The organism is Hydrogenothermus marinus (assembly GCF_003688665.1).
Taxonomy (GTDB): domain Bacteria; phylum Aquificota; class Aquificia; order Aquificales; family Hydrogenothermaceae; genus Hydrogenothermus; species Hydrogenothermus marinus.
The window spans coordinates 101,194-116,744 of the sequence record NZ_REFO01000011.1 but is presented as its reverse complement, the minus strand read 5'-3'; the positions used below and the strand labels follow the sequence as shown (position 1 = coordinate 116,744).

17 protein-coding genes are annotated in these 15,551 nt (G+C 27.3%); 8 read left to right on the top strand and 9 right to left on the bottom strand.

Annotation, left to right across the window (positions count from 1 at the left end; translation table 11 throughout):
* Together purF and CLV39_RS03575 are read right to left on the bottom strand one after the other, a co-directional pair.
* Positions 1-1,392 carry an amidophosphoribosyltransferase gene (purF, locus tag CLV39_RS03580; RefSeq protein ID WP_121922870.1) on the bottom strand — a complete coding sequence of 464 codons (1,392 nt, stop codon included), beginning with the start codon at positions 1,390-1,392 and terminating at the stop codon, positions 1-3.
* 47 nt (positions 1,393-1,439) lie between these two features.
* The gene (locus CLV39_RS03575) at positions 1,440-3,032 is read right to left on the bottom strand and encodes a PEGA domain-containing protein (RefSeq protein ID WP_121922869.1); all 1,593 of its coding nucleotides are present in this window, start codon (positions 3,030-3,032) and stop codon (positions 1,440-1,442) included.
* Between the two features lie 157 nt (positions 3,033-3,189).
* Here CLV39_RS03575 and CLV39_RS03570 point away from each other — a divergent pair, with 157 nt between their 5' ends.
* The 3 genes from CLV39_RS03570 to CLV39_RS03560 are packed head-to-tail and all read left to right on the top strand — an operon-like array spanning position 3,190 to position 4,931.
* Entirely contained in the window at positions 3,190-3,474 is a 285-nt protein-coding gene (locus tag CLV39_RS03570; RefSeq protein ID WP_121922868.1) for a hypothetical protein, read from the top strand.
* A gap of 1 nt (position 3,475) precedes the next feature.
* Complete coding sequence (locus CLV39_RS03565; protein ID WP_121922867.1) at positions 3,476-3,679, top strand: hypothetical protein; 204 nt, start codon at positions 3,476-3,478, stop codon at positions 3,677-3,679.
* On the top strand, positions 3,669-4,931 hold the full coding sequence (locus CLV39_RS03560; protein ID WP_121922866.1) for an MFS transporter: 1,263 nt from the start codon (positions 3,669-3,671) through the stop codon (positions 4,929-4,931). The genes CLV39_RS03565 and CLV39_RS03560 overlap by 11 nt, the downstream gene beginning before the upstream one ends.
* Before the next feature lie 10 nt (positions 4,932-4,941).
* Here CLV39_RS03560 and prfB read toward each other — a convergent pair whose 3' ends face one another.
* The 5 genes from prfB to CLV39_RS03530 form a co-directional block, all read right to left on the bottom strand.
* The gene (gene prfB, locus CLV39_RS03555) at positions 4,942-6,054 is read right to left on the bottom strand and encodes a peptide chain release factor 2 (protein WP_121922865.1); all 1,113 of its coding nucleotides are present in this window, start codon (positions 6,052-6,054) and stop codon (positions 4,942-4,944) included.
* A 201-nt stretch (positions 6,055-6,255) separates the two neighbouring features.
* Positions 6,256-6,468: a hypothetical protein gene (locus CLV39_RS03550; RefSeq protein ID WP_121922864.1), complete on the bottom strand. Its 213-nt coding sequence runs from the start codon at positions 6,466-6,468 to the stop codon at positions 6,256-6,258.
* Between the two features lie 64 nt (positions 6,469-6,532).
* Positions 6,533-8,317: a penicillin-binding protein 2 gene (gene mrdA, locus CLV39_RS03545; RefSeq protein ID WP_245960301.1), complete on the bottom strand. Its 1,785-nt coding sequence runs from the start codon at positions 8,315-8,317 to the stop codon at positions 6,533-6,535.
* A 443-nt stretch (positions 8,318-8,760) separates the two neighbouring features.
* The gene (gene mreC / locus CLV39_RS03535) at positions 8,761-9,534 is read right to left on the bottom strand and encodes a rod shape-determining protein MreC (protein WP_121922862.1); all 774 of its coding nucleotides are present in this window, start codon (positions 9,532-9,534) and stop codon (positions 8,761-8,763) included.
* 7 nt (positions 9,535-9,541) lie between these two features.
* Positions 9,542-10,579, bottom strand: coding sequence for a rod shape-determining protein (locus tag CLV39_RS03530; RefSeq protein WP_121922861.1), 1,038 nt, complete (start codon positions 10,577-10,579; stop codon positions 9,542-9,544).
* 82 nt (positions 10,580-10,661) lie between these two features.
* Between CLV39_RS03530 and dapA the strand changes: the two genes are divergently transcribed.
* The 5 genes from dapA to nusB all read left to right on the top strand — a co-directional run bounded on the left by dapA (position 10,662) and on the right by nusB (position 14,452).
* Positions 10,662-11,543, top strand: a complete 882-nt coding sequence (dapA, locus tag CLV39_RS03525; RefSeq protein WP_121922860.1) for a 4-hydroxy-tetrahydrodipicolinate synthase — start codon at positions 10,662-10,664, stop codon at positions 11,541-11,543.
* A gap of 118 nt (positions 11,544-11,661) precedes the next feature.
* A complete protein-coding gene (locus CLV39_RS03520; protein ID WP_121922859.1) occupies positions 11,662-12,492 on the top strand; it encodes a Gfo/Idh/MocA family protein in 831 nt (276 codons plus the stop codon).
* On the top strand, positions 12,489-13,547 hold the full coding sequence (locus CLV39_RS03515) for a DegT/DnrJ/EryC1/StrS family aminotransferase (RefSeq protein WP_121922858.1): 1,059 nt from the start codon (positions 12,489-12,491) through the stop codon (positions 13,545-13,547). The genes CLV39_RS03520 and CLV39_RS03515 overlap by 4 nt, the downstream gene beginning before the upstream one ends.
* On the top strand, positions 13,548-14,012 hold the full coding sequence (gene ribH, locus CLV39_RS03510) for a 6,7-dimethyl-8-ribityllumazine synthase (protein ID WP_121922857.1): 465 nt from the start codon (positions 13,548-13,550) through the stop codon (positions 14,010-14,012).
* Complete coding sequence (gene nusB, locus CLV39_RS03505; RefSeq protein ID WP_121922856.1) at positions 14,009-14,452, top strand: transcription antitermination factor NusB; 444 nt, start codon at positions 14,009-14,011, stop codon at positions 14,450-14,452. The genes ribH and nusB overlap by 4 nt, the downstream gene beginning before the upstream one ends.
* Here nusB and CLV39_RS03500 read toward each other — a convergent pair.
* A complete protein-coding gene (locus tag CLV39_RS03500) occupies positions 14,427-15,197 on the bottom strand; it encodes a prepilin peptidase (RefSeq protein ID WP_121922855.1) in 771 nt (256 codons plus the stop codon). The two genes, nusB and CLV39_RS03500, sit on opposite strands and share 26 nt — an antisense overlap.
* Positions 15,198-15,524 (bottom strand): ATP synthase subunit I, encoded by a 327-nt coding sequence (locus CLV39_RS03495; RefSeq protein ID WP_121922854.1) that lies wholly within the window; start codon positions 15,522-15,524, stop codon positions 15,198-15,200.
* Positions 15,525-15,551: the final 27 nt, after the last annotated feature.

Here is a 15,551-nt window from a genome sequence, read left to right as displayed (position 1 = left end):
TTATAACACTGGATAATTACCTGTGAAACAAGCAGTGCAAAATCCTTTTTGTTTATATTTATTTGCAGCTGTTATCATTCCTTCTAAAGAAAGATAGTAAAGGCTATCTGCTCCTATATATTCTCTTATTTCTTCTACAGTTTTATTTGAAGCAATTAACTCTTCTTTTGTTGGTGTATCAATACCATAATAACAAGGGCTTATTACAGGTGGAGAACTTATTAAAAGATGAACTTCTTTTGCTCCTGCTTTTCTTACCATATTTATTATTTTTTTACTTGTTGTGCCTCTTACTAAAGAATCATCAACTAAAATTACCCTTTTATCTTTTATTACTTGTTGAACAGGATTTAATTTAAGTTTTACACTTAAATCTCTAATTTCCTGAACAGGTTGTATAAAACTTCTTCCAACATAATGATTTCTTATTAATCCTATCTCAAGAGGAATTCCACTTTCTTCAGAATATCCTTTTGCCGCGAGCATTCCAGAATCTAAAATAGGTACTACAACATCTGCATCTATTTTCTTTTCTCTTGCTAAAGCTCTTCCCATTTCTTTTCTTATTTCATAAACCCAATCACTAAATATATTACTGTCTGGCCTTGCAAAATAAACAAACTCAAATATACATTTGTAATTTTGCTTTGTATTTTCTTCAGTTTCATCTAATGGAAAATAAGATCTCATTCCTGCATCATCTATTACAAGAACTTCTCCCGGCTGAATATCTCTTAAATACTCTGCATCTACAATATCAAATGCACACGTTTCTGACGCTACAAAATAACTTCCACTACGATTTTTTCCTAAAGCTAAAGGTCTAAATCCATAAGGATCCCTAACTGCAATAAGCTGATTTTCTCTTAAAATTACAAGAGAGTATGCTCCTTTTACTTTTCTCATTGCATCAAAAACTAAAGGTATAAATTCTTCATCATTTTTATGAAGAATTACATGAGCAGGAGGAGGATTTTTAGATTTTGCTATTAGATGTACAAAAACTTCTGTATCTGAAGTTGATCTGAATATTGCTCCTTCTTTTTCAAGTTTATTTCTTATCTCTTTAGCATTTACTAAATTTCCATTATGGGCTATAGCAAAAGCTCCACCATAAAAATGAGCATAGAAAGGCTGAATATTTTTAGGATTTGAACCACCTGCAGTAGAGTATCTAACATGCCCTATTGCTATATCACCTTTTAGTGATTGAAGATCTTCATCTTTAATAGCTTGAGTAACTAAACCTTCTCCAAGTTTTAGATTTATATCATAACCATCAGATACAGCTATCCCTGCAGATTCTTGCCCTCTATGTTGAAGGGCATGAAGCCCAAGATATGTTAAATATGCTGCATCTTTATTATCAAAAACTCCAAAAACTCCACACATTTATTGTTTACTCCAGTATTAGTTATAAAAATAAATATTATATGCCATTATTCTATTGCTTGTACCCATTTTTTAAGTAAATGACCATTTTTCCATATTCCTACATATGGTGTTTCTATACTAGATGCAGTAATTAAAACCTGATTGTCTCTAAATTTCAATGAAATTATTTCTGCTGGTAAATCTTTAATTTCATATTTTAATTTGCCTGTATTTGTATCTAAAACTTTAACTGATTTCCCAATAGAAATTGCTATTAATGATTTATCAGGGGATAATGCCACTGCTTTTGGATTTTCTATATTGAATGTTTTTATAGCTTTTAATGAATTTAAATCTAAAATAGAAACTTTATTGTAAGCTATTGCGACTAAATTATTATCGTTAGATATTTCAATATCAGAAATTTTTCCATTAACTTTTTTCATTTTATTTAAATTATTTGAATTTTTATTAAATTCATAAATATTTCCTTCTAAGTCTCCTATTAATATTTTCTCTCCTAAATCAGCGCTAGAAGTTGGTGAAGAACCTAATTTAGCTATTTTAGATATATTTCCTGTTTTTAAATCAATTTTTTGGATATTTCCATTTTTTTCTATTAGGAATAAAGCATTATTATCTTTATCAAAGAAAACAAATTTTGATATTGTGTTATATAGTTTAGAAAATTTAACTGCAGTAGTTTTTAAATCCCATACTATAATTTTGTCAAACTTACCTTTTTCTTTTAATGCATATGCAAGTCTTCTAATTGGTTTTATACCTGCTACAAACTCATCATTTTCAGATATTTCAAAGTTTATAAATTTGTCAAAATTTCTTACATCTTCAGGATCATAAAGAGATATTTGAGGTTTAAATTTATTTATATCCCAAAAGTATATACCTGCTTTTCCCATAGATACTAAATATTTTTTACTATGTGTAAATTTAACAGGACCATAAGCTTCAACTGGTGGAAGCTGGACAGGTTTTAATTCATAACTAACTTTAACTTCATCTCCTTTTTTAACTTTTAATTCAAACTCATCTTTATAAGGACCTTTTTCTACAAGAACTTTATGTACTCCTTCATCTAAGTAAAGAGACGTAGGTATTTTATTAACTGGTTTTCCATCTATTAATATTTTTGCATCTTCAGGATTTGCATCTAAATGTACTAAAGCCTTTTCAAGATTTACAAAAAGCTTTGTTGTTTTTTTGAAAATTATTTCTACTTTTCTTTCTGCACTTAAATTACCCTTATAAAAATATAAATGATGAAGACCAGGATCTAAATTAATATCAAGAGGTGTTTTGCCTAAGAATTCTTTATTATCCCAAACTTCTGCTCCTTGAGGCTTTGTATCTGTTATTAATTTACCTTTTGGTGTTGGATTAAAAGATAATACTATAGTTTTATCAAAATAAACTTGTACATTTTTTTTAGTTTCTTCTACAAAAGGTTCTTTCTCAACTGTTATATCATACTTGCCTTCTCTAAGTTCTATTTCTAAAGGCACATCACCTACATATTTACCATTAATATAAACTTTTGCACCCTTTGGTTTTTCAATTACTATTTTCCCTTTACCTTCACAAGATACTAAAAATAGAGAAATAGCGAAAACTAAGAGGATAGAAAGTAATTTTTTCATCAGTTATGACTCCTTTTGTTAGCTCTCACTAACTTTATTATACTATATATATTTAACTATCTTTATATTTTAATACAAAAAATTCCTAAATATAAGAATCTTTCTTTTTGTAAATTTGATAAAATATAATTTCATTAATTTTTATTAAGGAGATAAAATGCTTGCACAAACCCTTTTAAAATACTGGAAAATACTTCTTGCAGTTGGAATAATTTTAGCATTTGGAGCTTTATTTATTCCAAATCAGATAGTATCAAAGATTGTAGAACTTACAGGATTTTCAATACTTGCTATAACTGCTTATGTTTTAGGCTATAAAATGGCAACTGATGAAGCAGAAAAATATATAAAGTCAGAAATGGAGAAGTTAGCAAAACATGATATTAGATATAAACTAATGAAGGATAAAATGATTAAAGGATTAAAAGGAGTTAAAAAATAAAGTGTCTGATTTGGCAAAAAATAACAAAACAATAAAAGTTAAAGCATTAAAAGAATATTTAAAAAACTATCCTGACAAAACTATAGCAGAAATATATTTAGAAGTTTTAGAAAATTTTGATGATGATGAGCTTGTTCCTGATGTTATCTTATATAATCTTGGATTTTCTATAGATTTTCTTTCTGAGGGAAGAAATGAAAGCTGAAAAGAAAACCTTCTTTGCTGGAATGGTAGGAAATATTTTAGAGTGGTATGACTTTGTAGTTTATGGATTTTTAGCAGCAATTATAGGTAAGCTTTTTTTCCCTTCAGGGAACGCTACTGTAGAACTTTTGAAATCTTTTGCTGTTTTTGCTGTTGGATTTTTAATGAGGCCTGTAGGGGCTATTATTTTTGGATATATAGGAGATAAATTTGGTAGAAAAAAAGCTCTTACTATATCTATAGTTATGATGGCAATTTCTACAACTGCCATTGGACTTCTTCCAACTTATGAAACAGTTGGAATACTTGCTCCTGTTTTACTTGTATTACTTAAATTAATCCAAGGTCTTTCTGTTGGTGGAGAATATACAACATCTGTTTCTTTTCTTGTAGAGTATGCTCCTCAAGATAAAAGAGGGTTATATGGTAGTGTTGGAATACTTGGGGCAGTTGTTGGAATATTACTTGGCTCTGCTTCAGGAGCTTTTATAACAAAAGTTCTTTCAGAAGATGCTCTTTATAGCTGGGGATGGAGAGTTTTATTTTTTACTGGTGTTATTCTTGGTTTAGTAGGGTATTATATTAGAAAACATATAGATGAAACACCAAAATTTTTAGAGCTTGAGTACGAAGAGTTAAAATCTAAATCTCCTTTAAAAGAACTATTTACAAAAGGAAGAAGTCAGTTATTGAAAACTTTTGCTTTAAGTACTTTTCAAGCTGTAGGTTTTTATATTATTTTTGTTTATATTGCAAGTCATCTTTCAGTATTTGTTAAATTTCCAAAATCTGTTGCATTAACAATCAATACTGTAAGTATGATTATTTTATTTTTATTAATTCCTGTTTTTGGATTTTTATCTGATAAATATGGAAGAAAACCATTTATACTTTTTTCAACATTTTTTACTTTGATACTTGCTTATCCTTTATTTTCCTTTATATCTTCTGGAAGTTTTGAAAATGCTTTAATAGGACAAGTAGTTTTTGCAGTAATTGTTGCAGGTTTTATGGCTATACTTCCAACAACCTTAGTTGAAATATTTCCTACAGAGATAAGAAATTCAGGATATTCTATTGGATATAACTTACCTTTTGCTATTTTTGGAGGAACTTCTCCTTTAATTGCTACTTATCTTATTAAAGAAACAGGGAATTTAGCTTCACCTGCTTATTACTTAATGTTTGCTGCTGCTATTGCTTTTATTACAGGATTATTTTTAAAAGAAACAGCAAAGGAACCTTTAAAATAGGTGAATTTTACTATTCTTTAGCACTTTCTGATGCTTTATATTTTAAAAAGCTTTCTATAAATGGATTTAAATCTCCATCCATAACTGCTTCAATATTCCCTGTTTCATATCCTGTTCTTAAGTCTTTTACCATTTGATAAGGATGAAATACATAAGACCTTATCTGACTACCCCAAGTAATATCTTTTTTTTCACCTTCAAGCTCTTTTTTCTTCTGTTTTTGTTTTTCAATCTCAAGCTGATAAAGTTTTGCTTTTAACATCTGCATAGCTTTTGCTCTATTTTGTATTTGAGATCTTTCACTTTGGCAAGATACAACAATTCCTGTTGGAATATGAGTAATTCTTACTGCAGAATCTGTTTTATTAACGTGCTGTCCACCTGCTCCTGATGCTCTAAATGTATCTATTCTTAAATCATCTTCATTTATCTCAACATTAATTTCCTCTCCTATTTCTGGAATAACTGAAACAGCAGCAAAAGAGGTATGTCTTCTTTTGTTAGAGTCAAATGGAGATATTCTAACAAGTCTATGAACTCCTTGCTCAGCAGATAAATATCCATAAGCATAAGGACCTTTTACTATAAAGGTTGCACTTTTTATACCTGCAACATCATCAGGTTGATAATCTACAATTTCTATATCATATCCATTTTTTTCTGCCCATCTTAAATACATTCTTAAAAGCATTTCTGCCCAATCACATGCTTCTACTCCACCAGAGCCTGATTGAATAGATACTATTGCATTTTTTGAGTCATATTCTCCAGATAATAAGCTTTCTGTTTCAAGTTTTGAAACTAATTTTTCAAGATTTTTTAATTCTTCTTCTATTTCTTTTTTTGCTGTTTCATCAGATTCTAACTCTAAAAGTTCAATATATTCTTTTATATACTGTATCTTATCTTCAATATCTTTTATTTTTTGCAGCTTATTTGCAAGATAATTTCTTTTAGAAGATATTTCTTGAGCTTTTTTAGTATCATTCCAAAAGTCAGACTGTCCCATTAATTCATCAAGTTGTTTTATCTCATTTTCTATGCTATCTGGTTTTATTATTTCTTTAACTGAAGTAAACGTATTCTCAAGCTCTTCTAACTTTATTTTAAGTTCTTCTAACATTTTTACTTTTTTATCCTTTGGATAAAGTTTTTAAGTAATTTTACTATAAAAATGTATGAATAATTTTAAATATTACAAGATATCGTATCAAATTTAGATACTAATTTATTACGCACTTTATTTTAAAATAGAATAAACTTAAGGGAAAAAACCCCTTAAGAATATTTACTTTATTAAATAGATATTAATTTAAATTGAAGCTTACTGAAATAAAGACATTCTATAAACTGTATATATAAGCTCATCTACATTTTCAAATTTCATTGTAAAATTTTCAAATTCAGCAACATAAATATATTTTTGGAAGTCTTCATCAAACTCTTTTGAGATATAAACTGTCATTTTTTCATCTACATCTATTCCTACCCTTTGCTCTGGTACTAAATCTATTAATTTTTCTCTGTCAAATTCCATTTTTTATCCTCACAAATTTATTTTAAATTTTATAATAAAGGTTAAAAACTATTTGTTTTATGATTTATTTAATAAATCCATTTTCAATCATTTTCTCTATTAAATTTTTAGTTATTTTTACAGCATTACTACTTTTTTCACCATGCTCAATAAAAACTACAGAAGAAAATTGTGGATTTTTATAAGGGAAAAAACTTATAAACCATGCATGATTTTGAAGTTCCCATTTATCTATTTTTTCATTTTTTTTTGGTTTTCTATAAACTTGTGCTGTTCCTGTTTTTCCAGCTACTTCTACTGGTAAATCTTGAAGTATTTTAGCTGTTCCTCTTTTACCATAAATAACTAAATAAAGACCTTTTTTTATATAGCTGAATATATCTTTTTTTATTGGAAGTTTGTTTAAAACAACAGGTTCATTTTCATAAATTTTACCTTTATCAACATATGCTTTTAAAAGCAAAGGTTTTAAAACATTCCCATTATTTAAAACAGGAATAAGAATTTTAGAGGCATCAAAAGGAGTGATTGCTAAAAATCCTTGACCTATACTTAAGTTTACAGTATCTCCAAGAAACCAAGATTCTCCTAATTTCCTAAGTTTCCAGTCAGGGGTTGGTACTCTTGAAACTTTTGTTTCAATTTCAGGATTTAATTTTTTACCTATTCCAAACATATATGTATATTCAACAATTTTATTAACCCCAAGTTTTAATCCTATTTGATAATAATAAGTATCACAAGATTGTTCTAAAGCTTGCGTTATATTTATATTTCCACATCCTGCTAAATTCCAGTTTCTATATTTCCATTTACCTATTTTAAAATATCCACCACTAAAGATTCTTTCTGTTGGACTTACTACACCTTCATTTAAAGCAGCAGTAGAAACAACAATTTTATATATTGAACCAGGTGGATATAATCCATTTAAAGTTTTATTAAATAAGGGTTTGTATTCATTTTTCAAAAGTTTATTCCATTCTTTTTTTGTAAGGCCATCTGAAAATTTTTGAATATCAAATATTGGATAGTTTAGCATTGTTAAAATTTCATAAGTTTTTGGATTAACTAAGACTATACTTCCTGATTTTTGACCGGACTCTTTAAAAGATTCATAAGCTAATTTTTGAAGTCTTGCATCAATTGTAAGATATATATCCTTTCCTGTTTTTGGAGGTTTTTCCCAGAGTATCTTTTTTATTCTACCTTTTGCATCAACTATAACAGCTTTATTACCATACTCACCTCTTAAATAATTATCATAAATTTTTTCTACTCCACTTTTTCCAATTAATACATCTGCATTTATATCTGGATTTTCTTCTAACTCTTTTTTAGATGGATATCCAACATATCCAAGTATATGTGGCATATATTTAGCATATTCTGTATAATTTCTTCTTGGAATTGTTTCTATGAATATTCCATTAAATTCATAAAAATGATCATAAAAATTTTTTATATCTTTATCTGTTAATTTAGATTTTATAATTACTTTATTAGCATAACCTTTTATTATTTTTTCTTCTAACTTAGAAGTTATATCAATATTTAAATATTTTTTGAAAGCTTTTTTTAGTTTAGGCAGTTCCTTTTTATCAATAAGATAAGGTAAAGTATAAAGCTGATAATAAGGGACATCATAAGCAAGTAAAATTCCATTTCTATCAAATATTCTACCTCTTGGAGGATTTATAGTAATTATTCTTATGTAATTATTTTTAGATAGCTTTTCATAATAATTTCCTTTTATTACTTGAAGATAAAATAACCTACTTAGTAAAATAAAGGAAAACACCAATAAAAAAATTAAAACTATATCAAATCTTTGTATTTTTATCTTCATATGCCAAATAGACAAAGTAAAAAATAATAAAATTAAGTATAAGGTATATTATATATCCAAAACATATATTTAAATTAGTTGATATTAAAAATGTATAGATTATCTTAAATAAGATATCTATTGCACTTAAAATTAAAACAATTAAAGATTTTATCCAAAAACTACTTAAGAAAAATTTATTATGCAATTTTTGAGCGATAAAAGTTATTAAGGTTTTTGACAAAAAATGGATAAAATAAGACTGAGTAATAATATCTTGAATAAGAGAAATTGGAATTACAATCTTATAATTATCTTTATCTACTTTATATAAAGATAATAAAATAATAAAAATAGATATTATGTCCCAGTGTATACATAAAAAATCTAAATATTTTCCTATGATTGTTGTTTGTAAAATAATAAAAAATAGACCTAAAATTAGAAATTTTGCGTTCCTCAATTTATTTACCTAGGATTAACACATATTCTATATTAAGTTGTTTTATAAATGCTTCTACTTCTGCTTTTTTAAAAAAATCTCCTTCTTGATAAGAAACATTTTTTATAATACCTATAGGAATTCCCTTAGGATTATCAGTTTCTACAATATCTCCCACTCTAATATCCTGATTTGGTCTTATATATTCTAAGTTTCCCCCATCTTTACCATTTCCTTTATAGAAAACAAACTCTCTTGTGTTTTTAGTTCTTCCTGTTATTTTAAAATTTGAATCATTCACAAGAAGTACAAATGAAGAAAAATATCCCACTTTTGTTATCTTACCTACTAAATATCCATCAGTTATAACTAAGTCTCCAACTTTTACTTTATCTTTAGAACCTTTATTTATAATTAAACCTTTTACCCAGCTTTCAGAAGGATATCCTATAACCTCTGCAACTATTTTTCTTTTAAATTTATATTTTTTGGAAAATTTTAATAATTTTTTTAATTTTTCATTTTCAATTTTAAAAGCTTTTAAAGTTTGTGTCTCTAACTTTAATTTTTGTAATTCTTGTTTTAATCTTTGATTTTCTTCATATAATTTTTTATTTTCTATAAAAATATTTTCTAATTTAATTGTAAGATCAGAGATTTTTTTAATAGATATTTGTATAGGATAAACAATATCCAAAACTAAATAAAAGTTTCTATAAAAAACAAAGAAAATCAACAATGAAAAAAAAACTATTAAAAATCCAACTACAATTTTTTTTCTTTTGAAAAAAAACATTATTTAATTATTCCATAGATACCCTTTTAATAAGATCTATATCTTCTAATGTTTTTCCTATTCCTTCAACAACTGCAGTTAATGGATTTTCAGCTCTAAAAACAGGAAGATTTACTTCTTCTCTTATTCTTATATCAAGTCCATAAAGCATAGAACCACCACCAGCTAAAACAATACCTCTTTCAACTATATCTGCACCAAGTTCTGGAGGTGTTTTTTCTAATGCAGTTTTTACAGCATTAACAATATTATCTACTACATCTTCTAAAGCTTTTCTAATTTCTTCTCCTTTTATTACAGTACTTATAGGACTATTTCTAATATCAACACCACCGATCTCCATCTCTTCTTGATCTTTTTCTGAAGGATATGCTGAACCAAGTCTCATTTTTATTTTTTCAGCAGTTTGTTCTCCAATAACTATGCCATGATGTCTCTTTAAATACTGAATTATAGCATCACTCATCTCATCTCCTGCAACTCTTATTGAGTGAGACACTACTAATCCAGATAAAGAAATAACTGCTATTTCTGTTGTTCCTCCACCAATATCTATAATCATATTTCCACCAGGTTCTGTAATAGGAAGGCCTACTCCTATAGCTGCAGCCATTGGTTCTGCAATAAGATAAACATCTCTTGCTCCTGATTGTTTTACTGCATCAATAACTGCTCTTTTTTCTACTTCTGTAATGCCAGAAGGAACACCTACTATAACTCTTGGTCTTGGCTTTAACCAATTTATAAAAGGTATATTTTTATGAACTTTTTTTATAAAATACTTAAGCATCTCTTGAGTTACTTCAAAATCTGCGATAACTCCATCTTTTAAAGGTCTTATTACATCTATATATTCAGGAGTTTTTCCCATCATTATTTTTGCTTCTTGTCCAACTGCAAGAACTTTATCTCTTTTAATATCCTTTGCAACTATAGAAGGTTCTGTTAAAACTATTCCTTTTCCTTTAACAAAAACTAAAGTATTTGCTGTACCTAAGTCTATTCCAATATCATTAGAAAAAATCCCTAGAATTGAAGATAACATTATTCCTCCATAAAATAAAGATAATTATAAAAATATGTTATAAACTAATATTATACTTAAATTTTAAAGATGGAGGATAAATATGTTTACAGGCTCACTAGTTGCAATAATAACTCCTTTTAAAAATGGAACAATTGATAAGAAATCATTTAAAAGTCTTATAGATTTTCATATAAAAAATGGAACTCAAGGAATAGTTGTAGCAGGAACAACTGGAGAATCTGCAACTTTAACTTATGAAGAACATGAAGAATTAATAGCCCTTGCTGTAGAATATGCAGATAAAAGAATTCCTATAATTGCAGGAACAGGAGCAAATGCTACCCATGAGGCTATAGCTTTAACAAAATTTGCTGAAAAAGTTGGTGCTGATGCCTCTCTTCAAATAGTTCCTTATTATAACAAACCAACTCAAGAAGGTATTTATCAACATTTTAAGGCAATAGCAGAAGAAACAAATATTCCTTTGATTTTATATAATATTCCTTCTAGAACAGGTATTGATATGCTTCCTGAAACTTTTGCAAGACTTTTTGCAGACTTTCCAAATGTGATAGGTTTAAAAGAAGCTACTGGGAATGTAGCAAGAGTATCTGAAATTATATCTTTAACCAATCCAGATGTTTTAATCTTATCTGGAGATGATGCATTAACTATTCCTATGATGGCTGTTGGTGCTAAAGGAGTTATATCTGTAGCAAATAATTTGGTACCAAAAGATATTTCTTTAATGTGTGAATATGCTTTAAATGGAGAATTTGATAAAGCTTTAGAAATACATAATAAATACTGGAAATTGTTTAAAGCAATGTTTGTAGAAACAAATCCAATTCCAGTAAAAACAGCAGCATATATGATGGGTTTAATTGAGACAGATGAAATGAGACTTCCTTTATACAAGATGAGTGATAAAAATAGAAAATATTTAGAAGAGGTTTTAAAGGAGTATAATCTAATAAAATAGAGAATTTGCAAAAATACATAGTCATATATATCTTTGATATTATCAATAAATAATAAAATATGGCATAATTCTTGCTTATTAAATTTAGCAGTTAGAAAATTTACTGGAGGAAATTTTTTTGAAAGTAGGAATTGTTGGCATTGGGAATATGGGAAGACATTATGTAAGTAAATTTAAAATTCTTGGTTATGACGCAGTTTTAGTTGATTTAAATCAAAAGCTTTTAGCAAAATACGATAGTTCTTTTAAAAAATATACAGATATAGATGAAGCTTTAAAAAAAGAAAAATTAGATTATCTTTTTGTAGCAACTGCTCCAACATCTCATATTCCTATAGCAAAAAAAGCATTAGAAAAAGAAATAAATGTTATGGTAGAAAAACCACCATCAATTAATCCAAAAGAGCTTGAAGAAGCTATAGATTTAGCAGAAAAAAAAGGTGTTGTATTAGGAGTTTCAGAAATAGAACTTCGTTCAAACTCAGTTAGAAATTTTGAAAATAATACAAATATACATGAAGTAGAAGCATATAGATTAAATCTTGGTAGAGGATATATAAATCCATTTTACGACCTTGCTTGGCATGATTTATATATATTTCAATATCTTTTTGATAGAGTTAAGATAAATAAAGTAATAGATAAGGGAGATATTTTTGATATTTATGGAGAAACAGATAAAAATGAGTTTTTCCTTCAAGTAGCTTGGAGTCAAAAAAATTTAAAAAGAAAATGGATTTTAAAAACTAAAAATGGAGATATTGTTTTTGATTTTGTAAATGATAAGATAATATATCCTTCTGGTGAAGAAAAAGAAAAAGATGGAAAGGATAAATTAGAAACAATGATTAAAGAGTTTATTGAAAATCCTACTTTTGAAAGCTCTTACAGAGCTTTAGAAATTCTCAAAGAATTTGATAAATTTAATATAAAGGAGAAGGTAGCTTGATACCAATAATAAAACCAGATTTTGGAAAAGAAGAAGAACAAACTGTAAATGAGATTATAAAAAGTGGACATATTACAAGAGGAAAATGGACTTTAAAATTTAAAGAAGAGTTTGCAAAATATTTAAATATAGGTTTTTGTCATACAGTATGTAGTGGTACAGCAGCTTTATATATAGCTTTAAAAGCTATAGGGATAGATAATAAAGAAGACAAAGTAATAGTTCCTGCAATGAGCTTTATGGCTACTATAGATGCAGTATTACTTGCAGGTGGTACTCCTATAGTAGTAGATATAAATGAAAGTTATACAATGGATACTGAGCAATTAATTGAAGCAGTTGAAAAATATAAACCAAAAGCAGTTATACCTGTTCATCTATTTGGTCAAACTGCAGATATGGATAAAATAAATGAAATATGCAAAGCAAATAATATAATTGTTCTTGAAGATGCTGCACAAGCTCATGGGGCTACTTATAAAGGTAAAAAAGCAGGTAATCTTGGAGATTTAGCGGCATTCAGTTTTTATGCATCAAAGAATCTTGCTATGGGAGAAGGTGGTGCAATTGTAACTAATGATTATAAAATAGATGAAAAAATATCAAACTGGATAGAGTTTGGTAATCATCCTGCATTAAACTTAAGAATTACAGAATTTCAAGCAGGAATTGGGTATTGGCAACTTAAAAAACTTGAAGATAATAATGAAAAAAGAAGAAAAATAGCTGAAATATATAATAAAGAGTTTGAAAATCTTCCGGGATTAATATTACCAAAAGAATATCCAGATAGAAAACATGTTTATCATATATATGCTTTAAGGCATCCAAAAAGAGATGAAATTGTAGAAAGATTAATTGAAAATGGGGTTGGAGCAAGAGTTTATTATGAATATACCCTTGATAAACTTAGAAATGCAGAGTGCTTAGACTGTGAATTTGCACATCTTTTAACTAAAGAAATTTTTGCTATCCCTATATTCCCAGCTTTAAAAGATAAAGAAATAGATTTTATTGTTGAAACTGTAAAAAAAGTAGTAAAAGAGGTTTCTTAAATGAAAATTATAAATGGAAATTTAACAGCAGAAGGATTAAATTTTGCGATTGTAGTAGGAAGATTTAATAGTTTAATTACAGAAAAGCTATTAGAAGGAGCAATAGACTGTATAGAAAGACATGGTGGAAATATTGATAATATAACTGTTGTTAGGGTGCCAGGTTCATTTGAAATACCTTTAATTGCAAAAAAATTAGCAAAAACTAAAAAGTATGATGCAATAATATGTCTAGGAGCAGTAATTAGAGGCTCAACTCCTCATTTTGATTTTGTTGCAAATGAAACAACAAAAGGAATAGCACAAGTAAGTCTTGAAACAGAAGTACCTATATCTTACGGAATACTTACCACAGATACAATAGAACAAGCAATTGAAAGAGCAGGAACAAAAATGGGGAATAAAGGATTTGATGCAGCTCTAACAGCAATAGAAATGGTAAATGTATTAAAGGAAATAGAATGATAGGAAGGTTTAGAAAAAAAGCAAGAGAGATAGCATTAAAAACTCTTTATGCTTTTGATATAAATAAAGGTGATAAAGATATAAATGAGATTCTTGAAGATGTTATAAAAGATATAAGAGATAAAATTTCAGAAAATACCTTAAGATATGCATATATGCTTGTAAATGGAATTGTAGATAATCTTGATAAAATAGATCAGATAATACAATCTCATTTAAAAGATTGGAGATTAGAAAGATTAGGGTATATAGAAAGAGCATTACTGAGACTGGGTACTTATGAGCTTATTTTTTCTGATGTACCAGATAAAGGAAGAGTTTTTACAGATATACTTGATTTAGGAAAATGTTATTCTTTAAATGAAGATGCTTTAAAATTTGTAAATGGTGTTTTAAGTGCAATATATAAAGATGCTAATATCCAAAGTAAAATTTCTTAATATATTCTCCAAAAAACAGATAAATTATAGCAGCAACAGATAAAAAAGGACCAAAAGGAATTTCGTATCTTGATTTATCCTCTGCTTTTTGCATATATGCTAATGATATTCCAACAACTGCACCAAAAAAAGAACCTACGAATATAGTAAATAAACTTCCAAACCAGCCAAGGTATGAACCAAGAAATGCAAGAAGTTTTACATCACCAAGTCCAAGTCCTTCAACCTTTCTAAATTTTAAATAAAGAAAATAGATTAAATATAGAAAACCTGCACCAACAAAAGCACCAATTAAAGCATCAATTATAGAAAAATCCTGTCTAAAAAAGGAATATATAATTCCAGATATAAAACCAATAAGATTTATCTCATCAGGAATAATTTTAAAATCAATATCTATAAATATTACAGCTATTAGAAGATATAATAAAATTAAAGAAAATATTAAATCTATACTTAATCCAAACTTTAAATATGCAAATATAGTAAATAGACCTGTTAAAAACTCTACAAAAGGATATCTTAAAGAAATTTTAGTTTTACAACTACTACATTTTCCTTTTAAGAAAATATAAGAGATGATAGGAATATTCTCATACCATCTTATTTTATGTCCACATTTAAGGCAAGAAGAAGGAGGATATACAATAGATTTTTCTCTTGGAAGTCTATATATTACAACATTTAAAAAACTTCCAACAACTAATCCAAAAATAAAAACAATAAATATAGTTAAAATTTCCATTTAGTTATCTTTCTCTTTATTTTCTTCTTCAAGGGTTTTAGCATATTCTTCTAAATCTTTTTTTAATTGGGAACCTTTTTTTACTAAATAAAAAATCTGAAAAACAGAAAATCCAAATATTACTATAATAATACCAACTACACCTGCTAAAAAACCACCAATAATAGCAGCAATTATTGGAATAGGGAATCTTAAAAAAGAGGAAAATATTAATTTACTCTTATTTTCTTTATGTTGATTTACACTTTTCCATAGATTTGTAAAATAAAAAAATCCTGCCAATAAACCTAAGATAAATAAAAAACCATAAATTAATATTTTTTCCAAATGAAAATTCCTCAAAAGTTTTTTTCT